This window comes from Streptomyces sp. NPDC055815 (assembly GCF_053616475.1).
Genome location: NZ_JBSHDU010000117.1, coordinates 1 through 20,276, shown reverse-complemented (window position 1 = coordinate 20,276; position 20,276 = coordinate 1). Strand labels below are relative to the sequence as shown.

Here is a 20,276-nt window from a genome sequence, read left to right as displayed (position 1 = left end):
GGTCCAGGCGCGGGAGCCTCTGGCGCCGGCAAGGGCGCCGTCCCGTGTGCCCACCCGTCCCGCCCCAGCGGGACGATTGCCCACACGGCGGTGGGCGCCGCCCGCCCGACGGGGGCGCCGCCCGCCCGACGGGGGCGCGGGCCCCACACGGGGGTGGGTCTGGGCACCGCCCAGGACGGGCGTGGGCCCCACACGGGGGCTACGGGCGGTCGGAGGGTTCGGGGGTGGCGATGCGGGGGGCTAGCTTGCTTGCCAGCTCGGCCGCGTCCACCGGCCCCGTCGTGTCCACCCTCAGCGCGCCGCCGCCCACGCCGAGCGGTCCCGGGTGTGCCGACCACGCCGCGACGCGTTCGGCGAGCTGCGCCGGTGAGAGTTCCTGGTCCAGGTGGCCCGGGTGGCGTCGGCGGGTCCGGAAGCGTTCGGCGGCGAGCGCGGCGTCGCACGCGCAGTGCACCTCGACGAGACGCCCGCCGAGCGCGCCGAGCCGGGCCGGGGCCGTGTCGCGGTGCCACCAGTTCACCAGGACGGCCCGCCCGGCATCCGCGGCCACCGCGTACAGCACGTCGTCGGCGGCCCGGCTCAGCCGGTGCCGCCACGCCTGGTCGCCGACGCCGAGCGCGTCGTACAGCGACTCCAGGATCACGTCCTTGTCGACGACCGGCAGGCCCAGCCCGGCGCCGAGCCCGCGGGCCAGGGTGCTCTTCCCGCTCGCGGGCAGGCCCGAGACGATCACGAAGACCTTGTCGGTCATGCCCCACCGAGCCCCGCCCTGCGCGCCGTCCTCTCCGCGCGCGTGCGGTCGGACTCCGCCGCCTCCCGGTCGCCCGACGTCTCGTGGACCGTCGCCCGTCGGCGGAGCAGGTCCACCACGTCCTCCGCGACTCCCAGTTCCTCGAAGAGCTCCAGGGCCTCCCCGAGGAGGGGCAGCGGATCGGCCGAGAGGCCCGCCAGGCCCTCCAGCGCCGTCGCCGTCCCCCATCGCTCCCCGAGCGCCCTGAACCCCGCCAGGGCCTCCCTCAGGAGCGGTTCCGCCTCCGTGGGCGCCGGCGTCAGCAGGGCGCGGCCCACGAGTCCCAGCGAGCGGGACCAGGTGTCGTCGCCGAGTCGCAGGCCCTCCACCGGGCCCACGGAGGTCGACCACAGGAACGCCGTGTACGGCTGTCGAAGCGGAGCCGTACCCGCCGCGAGGAACCCCCGCGCCCGGTCGACGTGCTCGCCCTCCCGCAGGCCCGCCGCGAGCACGCACAGCGCGTACTCCTCGCCGCGCTCCTCCGTCGGCTCCACCCGGTCCAGGAGTTCCGCGACCGGCGCCGCCACCCGGCCCCGCAGCCCGCGCAGCCACCAGTACGGGCTGAGCGCCGCCACCAGCCGCAGCCCCTGCTCCGGCGTGCCCCGCCGCAGCGCCGCCCGCAGGTTCGCGTCCTCCGCGTCGAGCCGTGCCAGCCACTCCAGCTGGGCGGGCCCGCGCAGTTCGGGATCGGCCGCCTCGGCCAGCGCCCGGTAGTACGCGTGGTGCGCGGCGATCGCCGCGTCCCCGGCCGGGAGGCGCTCCGCGGCGTACGCCCGGATCGTCTCCAACATCCGATAGCGGCCGTCGTCCCGTACCTCCACCAGCGACTTCTCCACGAGCGACGCCAGCGCCCCCGTCCCCGCCCCGCACACCCGGGCCACCGCCTCCGCCGTCGCCCCGCCCCGGAACACCGAGAGCCGCGCCGCCAGTTCCCGTTCCCCGGGGTCGAGCAGCGACCAGCTCCACTCCACCACGGCCCGCAGCGTCCGGTGCCGCTCCGGCGCGGTGCGGTCCCCGCGCGAAAGCAGCTCGAACCGCTCGCCCAGCCCGTCCGCCAGCTCCTCCACGGACAGCGTCCGCAGCCGGGCCGCCGCCAGCTCGACGGCGAGCGGCAGCCCGTCGAGCCCCGCGCAGAGCTCCGCCACGCGCGCGTGGCCGGTGAATCCGGGCCGGACCGCCGCCGCCCGCCGTACGAACAGCTCCTCCGCCGCCTCCGGTGCCAGCGCGCCGAGCGGCAGCAGGGACTCCCCGGTGATCCCGAGGGCCTCGCGGCTCGTCGTCAGGACCCGTAGTGCCGGGCAGGCGGCAAGGAGGCGTCGTACGAGGACGGCCGTCTCCACGACGACGTGCTCGCAGTTGTCCACGATCAGCACCACGGGACGCCCGGCGAGGGCCGCTTCCAGCCGTGCCGCACCCCGCACCCCGAGCGCGGCCGCGAACGCCTCCGCGACCTCGCCGGACGCGGGCCCCGAGCCACCGGCGCCGCCGGACGCGGGACCCGGACCGGACGCGGGACCCGAGCCACCGGCGCCGCCGGACGCGGGACCCGGACCGGACGCGGGACCCGAGCCACCGGCGCCGCCGGACGCGGAACCCGAACCGGACGCGGGACCCGAGCCACCGGCGCCGCCGGACGCGGAATCCGAGCCACCGGCGCCGCCGGAAGCGGAACCCGAACCGGACGCGGGACCCGAGCCGTCGCCCGTACCCCCCACCGCCCCCAGATCCACGAACCGCACCTCGCCCCGCAGCCCCGCCCCCACCTCCAGGGCCAGACGCGTCTTGCCCGCGCCCCCCGGGCCCACCAGGGTCACCAGCCGCGCGGCCGCCAGCAGGGTCGTCAGGCGCTCCCGCTCCCCCTCCCGGCCCACGAAGTCCGTCAGCGGTGCGGGGAGCGGAGGGGACGTCCGTACCGGCGGCGCCGACTCCCCGCCCCGCAGCAGCTCCAGATGTACGGCGGAGAGTTCCGCCGACGGATCCGCCCCCAGCTCCTCCGCCAGGGCCGTCCGTACCTCCGCGTACACGGCCAGCGCCTCCGCCTGGCGCCCCGCCGCCCCGAGCGCCCGCATCTGCAGGCCCCGCAGCCGTTCCCGTAGCGGATGGTCCCGGACGGCCCGCTCCAACTCCCGTACGAGGAACGCCGGGTCGCCGCCGACCGACAGCTCGGCGGCCACCCACTCCTCCACAGCGTCGAGCCGCAGCGCGTCCAGCCTGGCCGCCTGGCCCGCCGCGAACGGTGCCTCCCGTACGTCGGCCAGCGCCGGGCCCCGCCACAGCCCGAGGGCCTCCCGCAGCAGGGCGGCCGCGCGGCCGGAGTCGCCCGCCGCGCCGGCCCGCGCGCCCTCCCGGGCGAGCGCCTCGAACCGCAGGACGTCCACGTCCTCTACGGCCAGCCGGTACCCGGCGGGCGAGAACTCGACCCCCACGCCCGGCGGGAGCGCCCGGCGCAGCCGCGAGACCTGGGCCTGCAGCGCGCCCTGGGCGCCGGCCGGGGGCTCATCCCCGTACAGGCCGTCGACGAGCCGCTCCACCGGGACCGTCCGGCCCGCGTCGAGGAGGAGCCGGGCGAGCAGGGCCCGGACCTTGGGGCCGCCGGTGACGGGGATCGGGGCGCCCGTGGCGTCGGCCACCGTGAGCGGTCCGAGGAGGCGGAACATCATGCGGCGGATTGTGCCCCGGCGGACGGCGGATCCTCCAGCCTCCCCGACGGGGCGTCAGGCCGTCGCCCGCGCGCGCGTGGTCGGGTTGCGGGCGGTCAGGGTGACGCCGACGGCGACCGTCGCCGCCGCGACGATCCCGGCCGCGAGCACCGCCCAGTGGCCGGCGAACGTGCACATCAGGATCGCGAACGACGAGACCGGCAGGACCATTTGCTGCGCGATGCCGACCTTGAAGTAGCGGGCGTGCAGCAGCCATACCGACAGCAGGAACACGGCCGACGGGATCGTCACGGCCGCGGAGGCGGCGAGCGTGGAGATGTGGGCCTTGCCCACCGCCTGCTCGACCGCGATCTCCAGACCCGCGCCGACGGCGGCCGCCGACGCGAAGATCACATAGTGGCCGTAGCCCCACAGGAAGCCCTGGCGGCTGGAGGTGAGCCGGTCGTGGGCGGGCACGACGAAGTAGATCCACCAGGCGGCGAAGACGAGCAGCAGACCGCCCGCTGCGATCGGGAGCACCTCGCCGAGGGCGTCGTTCTCGATGATGCCCGTCTTCACGGCGACGGTCGCGGCGGCGACGGTCTCACCGAGCACGATGATCGTGAACAGGCCGTACCGCTCGGCGATGTGGTGCGGGTGCCAGGCGCTGGGCGCGTCCTTCTCGGCGTACACCGGTACGGCCATCTCGGCGAGCGCCATGACGAGGAAGACCCATGGGCGGGCCGACTCTGGCGCCAGGACCAGCGCGAGCCAGCCGATCTGCACGGCGAGGACCCCGCCCGCGTACCGGCGGCACATCGTCCGCTCGGCGGGGGTGGTGGCGTGGTGGGCGGCGCGCAGCCACTGCGAGGCCATCGCGAGGCGCATCACGACGTAGCCGAGGTAGACGACGAGGAAGTCGTGCTCCTCGAAGGCGCGCGAGACGCCGGCGGCGAGGATGAGCACACCGGCGATCTGGATCAGGGTGACGACGCGGTAGAGGACGTCGTCGTTGTCGTACGCGGAGGCGAACCAGGAGAAGTTCATCCAGGCCCACCAGATCGCGAAGAAGACCATCGCGTAGTTGAGGATGCCCTGGCCCGCGTGGCCCTCGGCGACCGCGTGCACGAGCTCGGCGCCGGCCTGCGCGACGGCCACGACGAAGCACAGGTCGAAGAAGAGTTCGAGGGGTGTGGCGGCCCGGTGCGACTCCTCGCGGGAGCGGGCGGTGAGGGGCAGGAACGGTTGTGTCATGTGCCCCAGCACAGCAGAGCGGGCGGCGGGCCCGCGCACATGGCACGCGTTTCGTACCGCGCGGCCACCAGCTCCGCGATGCGCGGGTGGTCGGCGAGGGGCTCCGTGACGGCCCGGACGCCCGGAACGGCGGCCAGGGCGCGGGTGAAGCGGCCGGGGGCGAGGAGGTGGGCGGCGACGGCGATCCGGCGGAAGCCGTCCGCCCGGAGCCGTACGACCGCCTCTTCCGGGGTCGGGGAACTCGCCGAGCAGTACGCGACGGTCACGGGCACCGGGAGGAGCGGGCGCAGCTGCTCGGCGGCCCTCAGGGTGCCGTCGTTGCCGCCCGGCCGGGAGGAACCGGCCCCGGCGACGACGACGGCGTCGGGGCGGCCGGGGAGCGCGCGGAGGCGCTCGTGGAGGGCGAGCGCGACGGCCGGCTCGCCGCTCAGGCCCGGGGTGACGGTGCAGTTCCGGGCGACTCTCGGGATGTCGACGGTGCGGTGGTAGCCGTCGCCGAGGAGGAGGGGGACGACGAGGGCGTCGGGGTTCTCGGCCAGGGCGTGGGCGAGGGTGGGGGTGCGGTGGTCCAGGTGACCGAGGGTTACGGGGGCGGGGGTGTGGTTGCGGAGTTGGGCGAGGAGCCGCGCGAGGACGCGGCCGTCGTCGACCGCACTCCCATGCACGGCAACCACGAGCGCCTGCATTTCTCTGCCTCCTTTTCCGCGCCCGCCCCGTTGTGGGCATACGTTCCGCAAGGGGCGGTGCCCACCCGCCGGAACGGCGCCCCGCCCGTTGTGGGCAATCGTTCCGCTGGGGCGGAACGGGTGGGCACAACGGACGGCGCCCCTTGCCGGGCCTAGGCTTCCGCGCCCTGACCCGCACCGGATGTGCACCGCCGCTGGTGGTGCGGGTCCAGGCGCGGAAGGCGGAGGCGCCGCGGAGGGCGCCGTCCCGTGTGCCCACCCTCCCCCAAGCTCTCGGCTTCGCTCGAGCAGGGGGGACCCCCATCGCCCTGCGGGACGATTGCCCACACGGCGGTGGGCCGGGGCGCCGCCCAGCCCGGCGCGGGCCCCGCACGCGAGGCGCGGGTCCCGGACCGCGGGGCGCGTGAGAGGGCCGCGCCCCCGGTGTCGTTCGGTGGTGCGGCCCCGGGACTAGACGCTACGCCCACCACCCCCGCCCCCACCCCCGCCACAAGGCCCGCGCAGCAAGGGCGGAAGTCCTGTCTCGTCAGGTCCTTCACGGGCCCGGCAGCCCGTCCCGCGCCCCTACGGTCGGGAGGGAAGAGACCCGCGATCCCACGGAGTAGCGCCATGGCCGCCCAGCGGACACCGACCCTCGTCCTCATCGGCCACGGCATGGTCGGGCACCGGCTCCTGGAGGCCCTGGCCGAGCGCGACGCCCTGAGAGGGAGTGGCAGTGGCTGGCACGTGATCGTTCTCGCCGAGGAGGACGTCCCCGCCTACGACCGCGTCCACCTGTCCTCCGTCTTCAGCGGGACACGGCCCGGGCAACTGGAACTCTCCACGCCCGAGTTCTTCGCACGCCACGGCGTCGACCTCCGTCTCGGCGACCCCGCCGAGCACATCGACACCACCGCCCGTACCGTCACCACGACCTCCGGCGCGGTCGTCGCCTACGACGCGCTCGTGCTGGCCACCGGCTCGTACCCGTTCGTGCCGCCGATCCCCGGCGCCGACGCCCCCGGCTGCTTCACGTACCGCACGCTCTACGACGTCGACGCCCTCACCTCGTACGCCGAGCGGGCGCGGACCGGTGTCGTCATCGGTGGCGGGCTGCTCGGGCTTGAGGCCGCCGGGGCGCTCCGTACCCTCGGACTCGCCACGCACGTCGTCGAGTTCGCGCCCCGGCTCATGCCGCTCCAGGTCGACGACGGCGGCGCGGCCGCGCTGCGCGCCACCATCGAGTCGATGGGCGTCGACGTGCACACCGGCGTGGGCGCGGCCGAGGTCGAGACGGGACCGGAAGGGAGCGTGCGCGCACTCGTGCTGTCCAGCGGCGAGCGGCTCCCCGCCGATCTCGTCGTCTTCTCCGCCGGCGTCCGCCCCCGCGACCGTCTCGCCCGCGAGGCCGGGCTCGCCGTCGGGGACCGCGGGGGAGTGGCGGTCGACGAGCACTGCCGTACGACCGATCCGTACGTGTACGCCATCGGCGAGTGCGCGCAGACCGCCGACGGCCGGGTCTACGGGCTCGTCGCGCCCGGCTACCAGATGGCGGAGGCGGTCGCCGACCGGCTCGCGGGCCCCGGGACGACCGTGTTCACCGGCGCCGACACCTCCACCAAGCTGAAGCTGCTCGGTGCGGACGTGGCCTCCTTCGGCGACCCGTTCGCCGCCGGCCCGCAGGCCACCGAGATCGTGTTCTCGGACGGGCGCGAGGGCGTCTACAAGAAGCTGCTGCTCGGCCCCGAGGGGCAGCTCCTCGGCGGCATCCTGGTCGGCGACGCCGAGGCGTACGGCTCCCTCAAGCCGCACGCCGGGCGCCGGCTGCCCGCCCCGCCCGAGGCGTTCATCCTTCCCGCGGCGGAGGGCGCGCCCGGCGCGGACGCGCTGCCCGACGACGCCGTCGTCTGCTCCTGTCACCACGTGACCAAGGGCGCGGTGACCGCGGCGATCGCCGAGCACGGTCTGACGGACATCGGCGGGGTCAAGCGCTGCACCAGGGCCGGCACGGGCTGCGGCGGCTGCGTGAACACCCTCCAGTCCGTCCTCCACGCCGCCGGCGTGGAGAAGCCCCGCGGCCTGTGCGAGCACTTCCCGTTCCTCTCCCGGTCCGAGATCTACGCCCTCGTCCGCGCCGAACGCATCCGTTCCTTCACCGAGCTGATGGAGTCGTACGGCTCCGGCGGCGCCGGCTGCACCGTCTGCAAGCCGGTCGTCGCCAACGTCCTCGGCACCCTCGCGCCCGAACTCGGGCTCCGGCACGTCCTCGCAGGCGAACAGGCGGCGCTCCAGGACTCCAACGACCTCTTCCTCGCCAACCTCCAGAAGGACGGCACCTATTCGGTCGTGCCCCGCGTCCCCGGCGGCGAGATCACCGCCGAGCAGCTCATCGCCCTCGGCGAGGTGGCCCGCGCCCACGGCCTCTACAGCAAGATCACCGGCGGTCAGCGGATCGATCTCTTCGGGGCGAGGAAGGAAGAGCTGCCCTCCATCTGGCGGCGGCTGATCAGCGCCGGGTTCGAGTCCGGGCAGGCCTACGGAAAGTCCCTGCGGACCGTCAAGTCCTGTATCGGCTCCCGCTTCTGCCGCTTCGGGCAGGGCGATTCGGTGCGGCTCGCGATCGACCTGGAGCTCCGCTACCGCGGTCTGCGGGCCCCGCACAAGATCAAGGGCGGGGTGTCGGGCTGCCTGCGTGAGTGCGCCGAGGCCCGCGGCAAGGACATCGGCGTCATCGCGACCGCCGGCGGCTGGAACCTGTACGTCTGCGGCAACGGCGGCACCGAGCCCCGCCATGCCGAGCTGCTCGCCTCCGATCTGTCGGCGGCCGGGCTGTTCGCGCTGATCGACCGGTTCCTCATGTACTACGTACGGACCGGGGAGCGGCTGGAACGCACCTCGGCCTGGGTCGAGCGGCTCGACGGCGGTCTGCGGCATCTGCGTGAGGTGCTGGTCGAGGACTCCCTCGGGATCTGTGCCGAGCTGGAGGCGCAGATGGAGCGGCACGTCGCCGCCTACCGGGACGAGTGGCAGGCCGTACTGGACGACCCGGCCGCTCTGGCCCGTTTCGAGCCGCACGTGGCCGGGGTGGAGTTCCTGGAACCGGGGCGCGGCCGGGCGGCCGTCCTCGCGGACGGTACGGAGGCGGCGCTGTTCCGGGACGGGGACGGCGCGGTGTACGCGGTGTGCAACCGGGACCCGTTCTCGGGCGCCGACGTCATCGCGAACGGGATCATGGGCAGTCGGGACGGGGTGCCGGTGGTGGCGTCCCCGATGCACAAGCAGGAGTTCGACCTGAGGACCGGGGCCTGCCTGGACGATCCGGAGGTCGTGCTGCCGGTGCTGCCGGTCCCTCCGGCCTCCCGCTGAAGGGACCTAGGCCCGCCCGTCCGGCGACCATCGGCACTCACCTCGCCCTGATGCGCGGGCGCAGCCTGGAAGGGCAAGGAAGCACCGTCCCGAAACATCAGGGAAGCGCCATGAGTTCCGTAGTCCAGGACAGCAGAACGGCCGGGCGGTCACCCGCCTCGTACGACACGGAGCAGTACCGTCCCGGCAGGCCGATCACCGACTGGGAGCCGGAGAACGAGCTCTTCTGGAAGTCCATCGGCAAGAAGGTCGCCACCCGGAACCTGTGGATCGCGGTGCCGGCGCTGCTCGTGGCCTTCGTCGTGTGGCAGGTGTGGTCGGTCACGGCGACCAACCTGAAGGACGTCGGCTTCGGGTTCTCGACCTCGCAGCTGTTCTGGCTGACGGCGATCCCCGGCCTGACGGGCGGCACGGCCCGGATCTTCTACACCTTCCTCGGCCCGATGATCGGCCAGCGCCGCTTCACCGCGCTGTCGACGGCCGTGCTGGTCGTGCCGCTGATCTGGCTCGGCATCGCCATCCAGGACCCGACGACCCCGTACGCCGTGATGGTCGCCATCGCCGCCCTCTGCGGCATCGGCGGCGCGAACTTCGCCTCCTCCCTCGCCAACATCGGCTTCTTCTTCCCGAAGGCGAGGAAGGGCAGCGCGACCGGCATCAACGGCGGTCTCGGCAACCTCGGCGTCTCCGTCGTGCAGCTGCTGACCCCGATCGTCATCACCTGGTCGACCATCGCGATCGGCTCGGCCCAGCACAAGGCCGGCGGCACCCCGGTCTACCTGCAGAACGCCGCGTTCCTCTGGGTCCCGGTGCTGCTCGTCCTGGCGGCGATCGCCTGGTTCGGGCAGAACGACCTGAAGGTGGCGTCGACCCCCTTCCGCCAGCAGAAGATCATCTTCAAGCGCAAGCACAACTGGCTGATGACCTGGCTGTACGTCGGCACCTTCGGCTCCTTCATCGGCTTCGCGGCCGCGCTGCCGATGCTGATCAAGACCACGTTCCCGGACTACTCGGTCGCCACGTACGCCTGGATGGGCCCCGCCGTCGGCGCCCTGGCCCGCTGGGGCGGCGGCTGGATCGCGGACAAGTGGGGCGGTGCCCGGGTCACGATCCTGTCCTTCGTGGGCATGGCCACCTCGATCGTCGGAGTGATCACCTTCCTGCCCTCGGGCAGTGACGGCGGCTCCTTCTACGGCTTCTTCTTCTGCTTCCTCGCCGCGTTCTTCTTCTCCGGCATCGGCAACGGCTCCACTTTCCGCCAGATCCCGGTCATCTTCCGCGGCACCCACCTCAAGGGCCTCACGGAAGGCACCCCGGAATACGCCAGGGCCCTGAAGCAGGCGGAAATGGAGTCCGGCGCGGTCACCGGCTTCACCTCGGCCATCGCCGCCTACGGTTTCTTCTTCATCCCGGCCCTGTTCGGTTCGGTGGCCGTGACCAGCGCGATGTGGGGATTCGTCGCCTTCTACGTCAGCTGCATGGTCGTGACCTGGTGGTTCTACGCCCGCAAGGGCGCCGAGGCGCCCAGCTAGACCGGCCCCTCTCCCGCGGAAAGACCTCGCCTCCCGGCGGGGTCTTTCCGCATGCGGGGGACGGGACCTAGGGCCCCCGAATGGTGACCAATGCCGCCCGAAATGATCGATCAAAAGGAGTGGAATGAAGGTAGGCAACGACGCGATCGAATGATTCGAAGAAGGCGGTGCGGGCAGTGACTGCGACACCTGCTGAGGCAACGGTGAACGAGCGGGCCTGGAAGGGCTTCAAGGGCGGGCTGTGGCGCGACGCCGTCGACGTCCGCGACTTCATCCAGCGGAACTACACGCCGTACGAAGGGGACGACTCCTTCCTCGCCGGGCCCACCGGGCGGACCACCGCCGTGTGGAAGGCCATCACGGACCGCTTCCCCGAGGAGCGCGCCAAGGGCGTGTACGACGTCTCGTACGACGTCCCCTCCACCATCACCGCCCACGCCCCCGGGTACATCGACCGCGACCAGGACCTGATCGTCGGCCTGCAGACGGACGCCCCGCTGAAGCGCTCGATCATGCCGAACGGCGGCTGGCGCATGGTCGCCGGCGCCCTGGAGACCTACGGCTACCCGGTCTCCCAGGACCTGGAGAAGGTCTTCACCGAGTACCGCAAGACCCACAACGCCGGTGTCTTCGACGCCTACACCCCCGAGATCCGTGCCGCCCGCAAGGCCGGCGTCGTCACCGGACTCCCCGACGCCTACGGCCGCGGCCGCATCATCGGCGACTACCGGCGCGTCGCCCTCTACGGCGTCGACCGCCTCGTCGAGGTGAAGCAGCAGGAGAAGGCGGAGCTCGACTCCCTTGCCACCGGCCGCCGTTCCCTGGAGGAGACGATCCGGCTGCGCGAGGAGCTGGCCGAGCAGATCCGCGCCCTCGGCGAGCTGAAGACGATGGCCGCCTCCTACGGCCACGACATCTCGGAGCCCGCCGCCACCGGCCGCGAGGCGATCCAGTGGCTGTACTTCGCCTACCTCGCCGCCGTGAAGGAGCAGAACGGCGCCGCGATGTCCCTCGGCCGGACCTCCACCTTCCTCGACGTCTACCTCCAGCGCGACATCGAGGCCGGTCTCCTCACCGAGGAGCAGGCGCAGGAGCTCGTCGACGACTTCATCATCAAGCTCCGCATCGTCCGCTTCCTGCGCACGCCCGAGTACGACGAGCTGTTCTCCGGCGACCCCACCTGGGTCACCGAGTCCCTCGCCGGCGTGGGCGAGGACGGCCGCCCGCTGGTCACGAAGACCTCCTTCCGCTACCTCCAGACCCTCTACAACCTCGGCCCGGCCCCCGAGCCGAACATGACCGTCTTCTGGTCGCCGCGGCTCCCGCAGGGCTTCAAGGAGTTCTGCGCGAAGGTCTCCATCGACACCTCCTCCGTGCAGTACGAGTCGGACGAGCTGATGCGGCCCCGCTTCGGCGACGACACCGCCATCGCCTGCTGCGTCTCCGCGATGCCCGTCGGCAAGCAGATGCAGTTCTTCGGCGCCCGCGTGAACCTCGCCAAGACCCTCCTGTACGCGATCAACGGCGGCCGCGACGAGAAGTCCGGCGCCCAGGTCGGCCCCGCCACCGGCCCCATCACCTCGGACGTCCTCGACTACGACGAGGTCATGGCCCGGTTCGACGAGCAGATGGAGTGGCTGGCGAGCGTCTACGTCCACGCCCTGAACGTCATCCACTACATGCACGACAAGTACGCCTACGAGCGCATCGAGATGGCGCTCCACGACCGTGACGTGCGCCGGACCATGGCCTGCGGCATCGCCGGCCTCTCCGTCGCCGCCGACTCGCTCGCCGCCGTGAAGTACGCCAGGGTCACCCCGGTCCGGGACGAGACCGGTCTCGCCACCGACTACCTCGTCGAGGGCGACTACCCGGCGTACGGCAACAACGACGAGCGCGTCGACGGGATCGCGGTCTGGCTGGTCGAGGAGTTCATGCGGAAGGTCCGCAGGCACCCCACCTACCGGAACGCCGAGCACACCCAGTCCGTCCTGACCATCACCTCCAACGTCGTCTACGGCAAGAAGACCGGCAACACCCCCGACGGGCGCCGCGCCGGCGAGCCCTTCTCGCCGGGCGCCAACCCGATGAACGGCCGCGACACCCACGGCTACGTCGCCTCGGCCCTGTCGGTCGCCAAGCTCCCGTACGAGGACGCCGAGGACGGCATCTCGCTGACGAACACGGTCACCCCCGACGGCCTGGGCCGCACCCCCGAGGAGCGGATCAGGAACCTCGCGGGCGTCCTCGACGGCTACATGGCCAGCGACGGCTTCCACATGAACGTCAACGTCCTCGACCGCGACGTCCTGGAGGACGCCATGGAGCACCCGGAGAACTACCCGCAGCTGACCATCCGGGTCTCCGGCTACGCGGTCAACTTCGTCCGGCTCAGCCGCGAACAGCAGCTGGACGTCCTGAACCGCACCTTCCACGGCTCCCTGTAGCCCCGTGATCGCACCCGGGGCCGGCGGCCCTCACCCCGGCCCCGGGTCGCGCCCGACACCGTCCGAAGGATCCTCCGAAGGAGGCCCTGCCATGACCAGCCTCGCCCTCGGCCCCGCCGGCCCCGTCACCTCGCCGGCCATCACCGCGGTCACCTCACCGGCCGTCACCCAGGTCACCTCGCCGGCCGGCACCCCGGCCGCCGCGGCCACCCAGCGGCCCTCCGAGGGCTCGGTCCACTCCTGGGACCTGTCGACCGGCGTCGACGGGCCCGGCACCCGCTTCGTCACCTTCCTCTCCGGCTGCCCCCTCACCTGCCTCTACTGCCACAACCCCGACACCTGGCGGATGCGCAACGGCACGCGCACCTCCGCCGACGCCGTGATCGCCGAGGCCTCCAAGTACGTCCGCTTCATCTCCGCGTCCGGCGGCGGCGCCACCGTCTCCGGCGGCGAACCGCTCCTCCAGCCCGTCTTCACCGGCGAGCTCCTGCACCGCATGAAGCACGAGCTCGGTCTCCACACGGCCCTGGACACCTCGGGCTTCCTCGGCGTCCGCGCCACCGACGCCCTGCTGCGCGACACCGACCTGGTGCTTCTCGACATCAAGTCCTGGGACCCGGACACGTACAAGAAGGTCACCGGACGGCCGCTGCGGCCGACCCTGGACTTCGCCCGGCGCCTCGCCGACCTCGGCCAGGAGGTCCACGTCCGCTTCGTGCTCGTCCCGGGACTCACCGACGACCCCGCCGACGTGGAGGGCGTCGCCGCCTTCGCCGCCGGCCTCGGCAACGTGTCCCGCGTGGACATCCTGCCCTTCCACAAGCTCGGTGAAGCGAAGTGGCAAGCACTCGCCAAGCCGTTCACCCTGCACGACACACCGTCCCCGACCCCCGAGCAGGTCGCCGCGGCCCGCGAGGTCTTCCTGGCCCAGGGGCTGCACGCCGTCTGAGCGACGCGTCACCCTCACAGCGGTCAAAACGGGACCTAATAGGGCAAACAGCTTTACCGTGGCCGCGTGACCGAGCCACCGAAGACAGCCGAGCCGAACCCCCCATCCGGCCCCGCCCCGGACCCCGCGCCCGGCCCGGCGCCCGGCTCCGCGCCCGGCCTCCCGGCGGCCGACGGCCCCGCGCCCCGGACCCCCGCCGCCGTGCGCCGCCGCGCCGCCCTCGTCGGCGCCGCCGTCTCCGCCCTGCTGATCCTCGCGATCGTCTTCGGCAGCCGTATGCTCCGCGACTTCGACTCGGCCCTCCTGCCGTACTCCGTGGCCACCGTCTTCCTCGCCTTCGGCGTCGCCTACCGCTACACGGTCTGGATCTCCGCGCCCGGCGCCCGCCGCCTCTTCCGGCAGGGCTGGCGCTCCTTCTTCTCCGCGGCGAACTTCCGCAAGGCGCCCACCGCCCTGCCGAGGATGATCGCCACCTACCTCGGCTTCCAGAAGTTCCTCGGCGCCCGCTCGCACGCCCGCTGGGCCGCCCACCAGCTCGTCTTCTGGGGGTGTCTGCTCGCCGCCGCGATCACCTTCCCCCTCACCTGGGGCTGGTTCACCTTCACCTCCGCCACCGGCTCGGGACCCGGCTACGAGATGCGGATCTGGGGCTTCAAGATCATCGGTTTCGACGCGCTCAACGCCGTCGGCTGGCTGATGTTCCACGGCCTCGACATCGCCGCCGTCCTCGTCATCGCCGGCGCCTCCTACTTCCTGTGGCGCCGCATGAAGGACCGGGGCGCCATCACCGGCCAGCGCTTCGCCTACGACCTGGTGCCGCTGATCGCCCTCATCGTCATCTCGGTGACCGGCCTGCTGCTGACCTTCTCGTCGATCTTCCTGCACGGCGGCGGCTACGAGTTCCTCGCGGTCCTCCACATGGTGTCCGTCGTCTTCACCCTCATCTACATCCCCTTCGGGAAGTTCTTCCACATCGTCCAGCGGCCCGCCGCCGTCGGCATGCAGCTCTTCAAGTACACCGCCCGCCGCAAGGGCGAGGACGAGATCCTCACCTGCCGCCGCTGCCACGAGCCCATCGACACCGCCCCCTACGTGGAGAACCTCCAGGGCACCATGCGCGACCTCGACCTCGGCTTCGACGCCTGGGCCGAGTACTGCCCCCGCTGCAAGCGCGTCCTGCGCGGCACCGCCTACCTCGACCACGTCAAGAAGGGCTTCAATTGACCGCGACCGACCCCGCGACCACCCCCGGCCGGCCGCTGCCGCTCGACCCCTCCCTCGCCCCGCCCGGCACCCGCACCTTCCGCGACGCCGGAGGCATCCCCGCCGACCGCTGGCACGCCGACCAGAACGGGGAGACCCTCGTCCCCACCCACTGCTGCTTCTGCGGCGTCCAGTGCGGCATGTACCTCCGCGTCGACCGCCACGGCAAGGTCTTCGGCGTCGAACCCCGCAACCACGACATCAACCGCATGCGGCTCTGCCCCAAGGGCATCAACGCCTACCAGCAGGTCAACCACCCCGACCGGCTCACCGCCCCCCTCATGCGCCGCAATCGCGACGAGGAGTTCCGCGAGGTCAGCTGGGAGGAGGCGCTCGACCACACCGTCGCCGAGATCCGCCGCATCCAGGGCGAGTACGGCAACGACTCCTTCGGGCTCCTCGGCGGCGCCAGCCTCTTCTCCGAGAAGACCTACCTCGTCGGCAAGTTCGCCCGGGTCGCCCTCAAGTCCCGGCACGTCGACTACAACGGCCGGCTCTGCATGGTCTCCGCCGCCGGGGCCAACAAGCTCGCCTTCGGCATCGACCGGGCCGGCAACCCCTTCTCCGACATCCTCCTCACCGACTGCCTCCTCATCGCCGGATCCAACGTCGGCGAATGCTTCCCCGTCATGACCCAGTACCTGTGGGGAGCCCGCGACCGGGGCGCCACCCTCATCGTGGTCGACCCCCGCGAGACCGCGATCGCCCGCACCGCCGACGTCCACGTCGCCCTCAAGCCCGGCACCGACTCCGCCTTCTTCAACGCCGTCCTGCACGTCGTCGTCGCCGAGGGCCTCACCGACGAGGCCTACCTCGCCGCCCACGCCACCGGCTGGGACGAGGTCAAGAAGACCGTCGCCGACTACCCGCCCGCCCGGTCCGCCGCGATCTGCGGCGTCCCCGAGGCGCAGATCGTCCAGGTCGCCCGCATGTTCGCCGGCGCCGACAAGGCCATGGCCTGGCACGCCCGCGGCGTCGAGCACCACTCCCAGGGCGTCGAGAACTGCCTCTCGATCATCAACCTCTGCGTCGCCACCGGGAACATCGGGAAGCCCGGCGCCGGCTACGGCACCATCACCGGCCAGGGCAACGGCCAGGGCGGCCGCGAACACGGCCAGAAGTCCGACCTCCTCCCCGGCGGCCGCTCCATCACGAACCCCGAGCACCGCCGCCAGATCTGCGAGATCTGGGGCATCGACGAGGCCGAACTCCCGCTCGCCGGAACCTCCATGATGGAGATGGTCTGGCAGATGCAGCGCAAGGAGATCCGCGGCCTCGTCGGCATCTGCAACAACCCCTTCGTCTCCCTCCCGAACTACGCCACCGTCAAGGACGGCTACGACACCCTCGAGTTCCACGCCCAGTTCGACTTCTTCCTCTCCGAGACCGCCGCCAACGCGCACGTGGTCTTCCCCGTCACCGTGTGGGCCGAGGACGAGGGCGTCATGGCCAACGCCGAGGCCCGGGTCGTCAAGCACAACAAGGCCCAGGAACCCCCGGCCGGCGTCCGCACCGACACCTGGGTCATCTGCGAGCTGGCCAAGCGGCTCGGCGTCGGCGACAAGTTCGCCTTCCCCGACTCCCGCTCCGTCTTCGAGGAGCTCCGCATCGCCTCCGCCGGCACCGTCAACGACTACTACGGCATCACGTACGAACGCCTGGAGGAGACCGGCGGCATCGCCTGGCCCTGCCCGAGCACCGAGCACCCCGGCACCCCCCGCCTCTTCGAGGACGGCCGCACCTACCACCCCGACGGCACGATCCACATGCAGGTCGTCGAATGGCACCCGCCCATGGACCCGTACAGCGAGGAGTACCCCCTCTCGCTCACCACCGGCCGCACCGTCGCCCACTTCCTCTCCGGCAACCAGACCCGCCGCCTGGGCGCCCTCGTCGAGCAGACCCCCCGCCCCTGGGTCGAGGTCCACCCCTCGCACGGCTTCCGCAACGGCGACCCCGTCCGCGTCGTCACCCGCCGCGGCAGCGAGGTCTTCCCCGCGCTCGTCACCGAGGCCATCCGCCCCGACACCGTCTTCGTGCCCTACCACTGGCCGGTCCCCACGGCCGCGAACGCCCTCACCATCGACGCCCTCGACCCGCGCTCCAAGATCCCCGAGTACAAGGTCTGCGCCGCCCGCATCGAGGCCGCCGACCGCATCGACGAGGTCCCCGCCCCGCCCACCGCCCCCGGACACCAGGCCTACCCGGAGACCCAGGTCTCCCGCACCGACCCGCTGCCCCCCACCTCACCCCAGGGCCGCGGCACAGCGGAGAGGAGCTGACCCGCACATGATGGGCCGCACGATCTTCATCGACCCGGGCCGCTGCATCGGCTGCCAGGCCTGCGTCTCCGCCTGCCGCGAATGCGACTCGCACCGCGGCAAGTCGATGATCCACCTCGACTACCCCGACGAGGGCCGCTCCGTCGCCTCCCTCCCCACCGTCTGCATGCACTGCGAGGACCCCGTCGCCCCCTGCGCCGAGGTCTGCCCCGCCGACGCGATCCTCGTCACCGCCGACGGCGTCGTGCAGCAGGCCGACACCACCCGCTGCATCGGCTGCGCCAACTGCGTCAACGCCTGCCCGTTCGGCGTCCCCAAGATCGACCTCCAGGCGAAGCTCCAGATGAAGTGCAACCTCTGCTACGACCGCACCGCCTACGGCCTCGCCCCGATGTGCGCCACCGTCTGCCCCACCGGCGCCCTCTTCTACGGAACCCTCGACGAGCTCCGCGCCGAACGCCCCGGCGTCCAGGTCGCCGACTCCTTCACCTTCGGCAGCACCACCGTCTCCACCGGAGTGGCGATGGTCGTCCCCGCCGACAAGGTCCAGTGGCCGGTGCCCGGCGGCCTCCCCGTCGTCGAGATCAATGGAAGGGATGTCCGTTGAGCGTCACCGATCCCCAGCCGCCGGCGCCGGACGCGGCCCAGGAAGCGCTCCACGACCGGATCGCCGCGGACTCCCTGACCACCCGCCGCGACTACCTGCGGATCGTCGCCACCGTCTCCGGCGGCCTCGCCGTCGGCGGCATCGGCGTCGCCTCCGGCATCCTCCACCGGCACGGCGACAGCGAGGGCGCCCCCGCGCCCAAGAGGATCGCCGACCGGATCGAACCGGGGGAGTCTCTCGCCTTCCGCTACCCCGGCGACGAGGACCGGGCGATCGCCGTCCGCATGGACGACGGCACCCTCGCCGGCTACTCCGCCGTCTGCACCCACCTCGCCTGCGCCGTGCTCTGGCGCAAGGAACGGGGGAGCGAGGGCGAGCTGTACTGCCCCTGCCACGAGGGCGTCTTCGACGCCCGTACGGGAGAGGTCACCGCGGGCCCGCCGCCACGGGGCCTGCCGAAGGTGATCCTCGTCGAGGAGGTCGACGGCAGCGTCTGGGCCGTCGGCACGGCACGCTCGGGCGAGAGCCTCGTCGAGGGCTTCTGCCGTCAGCAGGGCGGCGACCGCCCGGGCTGCCCGGGCTTCGGCGCGGGCGCGCCGGCCCACACGCCGCCGGGACCGGCCGCGAAGCCGGCCGGGAGCGACCGGACCCCGGCGAGCGGCGGCCCGAAGCCCGCCGAGAGGAGTGAGCGGACATGAGCGAAAGCTCGTTCCCGAGGGACCCAGAGGCCCCGGATCCGGGAGCACCCGGAGCACCTGCGGCTCCTGGGACACCCGCGGCCTCCGGTGCAGCCGGGACGCCTGCGGCCTCCGCGGCTTCCACCGTGCCCCCGCGGCCCGCGTACACCCCGGGCAGCGCGCAGCCGCGGCTCAATCGGCCCGTGCGTGAGCGGTACCCCCAGATCCGGCCCACCAGCGGGTACGGCGATCCGCGGATCCGGCACACCGGGCCGGGCCCCGGGGCCGGTACGGAGCAGGAGCCGGAGCGCTCTTCGAAGCTCTCGGCCCGCCTCGCGCTGGCGCTCACGGTGGTGATCGGCCAGCTGTGGGGCCTGACGATCGTCGTGGACGAGTGGATGACGGGCGACACCGGAACCGCCTGGTGGGGCGCGGGCTTCCTCGTCCTGTCGTTCCTCGTGGTCCTCGGCCTCTGGCTGCTCGACCCGAAGGACCGCTGATCAGGGGGGTCCGGGGCGGGTGAGCGGGCGTAGTCTGGAGGGATGAGCACCGCCCCCGCCCACGGACCGCGAGACGCGAAGCGGACCGGCCTGACATCCAGTCCCGAGAACACTCCCAAGCCGGCCCTCGTCTTCGACGATCCGCTGGACCAGCAATCCGCGGACGACACGGACCGCGGGTGGGGCGAGCGGCCTCCGGCCGGCGGCAGCGCCGCCGACCTCGCGCGCTTCCTCGACGAGAAGCCGCCGCACCACCTCTGAAACCGGCGTACGACGCCGGTCAGGAGGTGGAGTGCGCCCCGGCGCTCCCGCTGCCGGCGACGCCGCTGCCCGGGTGCGTGTTGTTCACGGACGGGACGCGCTGCGCGACCAGGTGGTCGCGGATCTCCTTGAGCACCTCCAGCTCGCTGACCTCCATGACCTCCTCGACGCCTTCCTTCGCCTTCTCCTGCGCGGCGCGCTTGGCGAGGATCTTCGCCATCGGCAGGACCATGAGGAAGTAGACGACGGCCGCCGTGATCACGAAGCTCAGCACCGCGCTGAGGACGAGGCCCCACTGGATCTGGATGCCCTGCATCTCCCCGTTGACGACCCGGCAGGGGTCCTTGAGGCAGGACGCGTAGCCCTCCAGGTCCTTCGTGCCGAAGGCGCCGACGACCGGGTTGATGATGCCCTTGACCACCGAGTTCACGATGTTCGTGAAGGCGGCACCGATGACGACCGCCACCGCCAGGTCGATCACGTTGCCCCGCATCAGGAAGGCCTTGAAGCCTCCCAGCAGACTTTCCTTCTTCTCGGCCACCGAGGTGCCTTTCGTCGCGTGAGATGTCGCGTGAGACGTCACGTGTGAAGTCGCGTGTGACATCGCGTGAGATGTCGCGTGTACCGCTGTGTGCGGTGCCATTAGGCCGTGAACGGCGCAGAGGCGTCCAATCCGTACACACGGGACGGTGACTTGACAGCGAGTCAGTGCGAATCAGCACACCGTCACCGCCAGTTGGGACGTGACACCGGCACCCGCCAGCGCCGCCGCCGTCGACCGCGGTACGGACAGGACGACGAGCGCCCCTCCGTCCGAACGAGTCTCGCCCGGTGGCGGAACTTCGGCCACTCGGGCGCCCGTCGCGACCACCCGGGCCTCTCCCTCCCCGCCCAGGGGCGAGTTGGGCGCGGCGGCGATCACGTCGACCCGGTCGCCGGGCCTCAGCAGCCGTACGGTCGCGGCGTCGGCGATCCGCACCGGCGCGGACACCAGGGGCACGGCGGCGGGCGGCCGTGCGCGGGCGGGTGCCGACGGCGGCGGGG

Annotated in this window: 15 protein-coding genes and 1 pseudogene; 10 read left to right on the top strand and 6 right to left on the bottom strand. The window is 72.6% G+C overall.

What is annotated here, in order from left to right; all coding sequences use genetic code 11:
- Window positions 1-199: 199 nt before the first annotated feature.
- The 4 genes from ACWGN5_RS39365 to ACWGN5_RS39350 are packed head-to-tail and all read right to left on the bottom strand — an operon-like array spanning window position 200 to window position 5,369.
- On the bottom strand, window positions 200-751 hold the full coding sequence (locus ACWGN5_RS39365; protein WP_453523224.1) for an AAA family ATPase: 552 nt from the start codon (window positions 749-751) through the stop codon (window positions 200-202).
- Window positions 748-3,450, bottom strand: coding sequence for an ATP-binding protein (locus ACWGN5_RS39360; RefSeq protein WP_453523223.1), 2,703 nt, complete (start codon window positions 3,448-3,450; stop codon window positions 748-750). The genes ACWGN5_RS39365 and ACWGN5_RS39360 overlap by 4 nt, the downstream gene beginning before the upstream one ends.
- A 54-nt stretch (window positions 3,451-3,504) precedes the next feature.
- A complete protein-coding gene (locus ACWGN5_RS39355; protein WP_453523222.1) occupies window positions 3,505-4,683 on the bottom strand; it encodes a low temperature requirement protein A in 1,179 nt (392 codons plus the stop codon).
- The gene (locus ACWGN5_RS39350) at window positions 4,680-5,369 is read right to left on the bottom strand and encodes a sirohydrochlorin chelatase (protein ID WP_453523221.1); all 690 of its coding nucleotides are present in this window, start codon (window positions 5,367-5,369) and stop codon (window positions 4,680-4,682) included. Before ACWGN5_RS39350 ends, ACWGN5_RS39355 begins: the two co-directional genes overlap by 4 nt.
- Before the next feature lie 609 nt (window positions 5,370-5,978).
- Here ACWGN5_RS39350 and nirB point away from each other — a divergent pair.
- The 10 genes from nirB to ACWGN5_RS39300 all read left to right on the top strand — a co-directional run bounded on the left by nirB (window position 5,979) and on the right by ACWGN5_RS39300 (window position 19,232).
- Entirely contained in the window at window positions 5,979-8,714 is a 2,736-nt protein-coding gene (gene nirB, locus ACWGN5_RS39345; protein WP_453523220.1) for a nitrite reductase large subunit NirB, read from the top strand.
- Window positions 8,715-8,824: 110 nt separating this feature from the next.
- A complete protein-coding gene (locus ACWGN5_RS39340) occupies window positions 8,825-10,246 on the top strand; it encodes an MFS transporter (RefSeq protein ID WP_453523219.1) in 1,422 nt (473 codons plus the stop codon).
- 167 nt (window positions 10,247-10,413) lie between these two features.
- The gene (gene pflB / locus ACWGN5_RS39335) at window positions 10,414-12,693 is read left to right on the top strand and encodes a formate C-acetyltransferase (RefSeq protein WP_453523218.1); all 2,280 of its coding nucleotides are present in this window, start codon (window positions 10,414-10,416) and stop codon (window positions 12,691-12,693) included.
- A 91-nt stretch (window positions 12,694-12,784) separates the two neighbouring features.
- Window positions 12,785-13,642, top strand: a complete 858-nt coding sequence (gene pflA, locus ACWGN5_RS39330) for a pyruvate formate-lyase-activating protein (protein WP_453523217.1) — start codon at window positions 12,785-12,787, stop codon at window positions 13,640-13,642.
- A gap of 66 nt (window positions 13,643-13,708) precedes the next feature.
- Window positions 13,709-14,866: an MFS transporter gene (locus ACWGN5_RS39325; protein WP_453523216.1), complete on the top strand. Its 1,158-nt coding sequence runs from the start codon at window positions 13,709-13,711 to the stop codon at window positions 14,864-14,866.
- Window positions 14,863-17,187, top strand: a complete 2,325-nt coding sequence (locus tag ACWGN5_RS39320) for a molybdopterin oxidoreductase family protein (protein ID WP_453523215.1) — start codon at window positions 14,863-14,865, stop codon at window positions 17,185-17,187. Before ACWGN5_RS39325 ends, ACWGN5_RS39320 begins: the two co-directional genes overlap by 4 nt.
- A gap of 7 nt (window positions 17,188-17,194) precedes the next feature.
- Window positions 17,195-17,794 (top strand): 4Fe-4S dicluster domain-containing protein, encoded by a 600-nt coding sequence (locus ACWGN5_RS39315; protein WP_086832060.1) that lies wholly within the window; start codon window positions 17,195-17,197, stop codon window positions 17,792-17,794.
- Window positions 17,791-18,492, top strand: coding sequence for a QcrA and Rieske domain-containing protein (locus ACWGN5_RS39310; RefSeq protein WP_453523214.1), 702 nt, complete (start codon window positions 17,791-17,793; stop codon window positions 18,490-18,492). The genes ACWGN5_RS39315 and ACWGN5_RS39310 overlap by 4 nt, the downstream gene beginning before the upstream one ends.
- The gene (locus tag ACWGN5_RS39305) at window positions 18,489-18,971 is read left to right on the top strand and encodes a hypothetical protein (RefSeq protein ID WP_453523213.1); all 483 of its coding nucleotides are present in this window, start codon (window positions 18,489-18,491) and stop codon (window positions 18,969-18,971) included. Before ACWGN5_RS39310 ends, ACWGN5_RS39305 begins: the two co-directional genes overlap by 4 nt.
- Window positions 18,972-19,013: 42 nt before the next feature.
- Entirely contained in the window at window positions 19,014-19,232 is a 219-nt protein-coding gene (locus ACWGN5_RS39300; protein WP_369144753.1) for a hypothetical protein, read from the top strand.
- Window positions 19,233-19,251: 19 nt separating this feature from the next.
- On the opposite strand, the gene mscL is transcribed toward ACWGN5_RS39300, so the two are convergent.
- Window positions 19,252-19,773, bottom strand: coding sequence for a large conductance mechanosensitive channel protein MscL (gene mscL / locus ACWGN5_RS39295; RefSeq protein WP_453523212.1), 522 nt, complete (start codon window positions 19,771-19,773; stop codon window positions 19,252-19,254).
- A gap of 174 nt (window positions 19,774-19,947) precedes the next feature.
- Window positions 19,948-20,276 (bottom strand): annotated as a pseudogene (locus tag ACWGN5_RS39290) (hypothetical protein); the annotation flags it as partial.

Coding starts and splice junctions, on each gene's coding strand:
- ACWGN5_RS39365 (WP_453523224.1), bottom strand. CDS start 751: ATGACCGACAAGGTCTTCGTGATCGTCTCGGGCCTGCCCGCGAGCGGG.
- ACWGN5_RS39360 (WP_453523223.1), bottom strand. CDS start 3,450: ATGATGTTCCGCCTCCTCGGACCGCTCACGGTGGCCGACGCCACGGGC.
- ACWGN5_RS39355 (WP_453523222.1), bottom strand. CDS start 4,683: ATGACACAACCGTTCCTGCCCCTCACCGCCCGCTCCCGCGAGGAGTCG.
- ACWGN5_RS39350 (WP_453523221.1), bottom strand. CDS start 5,369: ATGCAGGCGCTCGTGGTTGCCGTGCATGGGAGTGCGGTCGACGACGGC.
- nirB (WP_453523220.1), top strand. CDS start 5,979: ATGGCCGCCCAGCGGACACCGACCCTCGTCCTCATCGGCCACGGCATG.
- ACWGN5_RS39340 (WP_453523219.1), top strand. CDS start 8,825: ATGAGTTCCGTAGTCCAGGACAGCAGAACGGCCGGGCGGTCACCCGCC.
- pflA (WP_453523217.1), top strand. CDS start 12,785: ATGACCAGCCTCGCCCTCGGCCCCGCCGGCCCCGTCACCTCGCCGGCC.
- ACWGN5_RS39315 (WP_086832060.1), top strand. CDS start 17,195: ATGATGGGCCGCACGATCTTCATCGACCCGGGCCGCTGCATCGGCTGC.
- ACWGN5_RS39305 (WP_453523213.1), top strand. CDS start 18,489: ATGAGCGAAAGCTCGTTCCCGAGGGACCCAGAGGCCCCGGATCCGGGA.
- ACWGN5_RS39300 (WP_369144753.1), top strand. CDS start 19,014: ATGAGCACCGCCCCCGCCCACGGACCGCGAGACGCGAAGCGGACCGGC.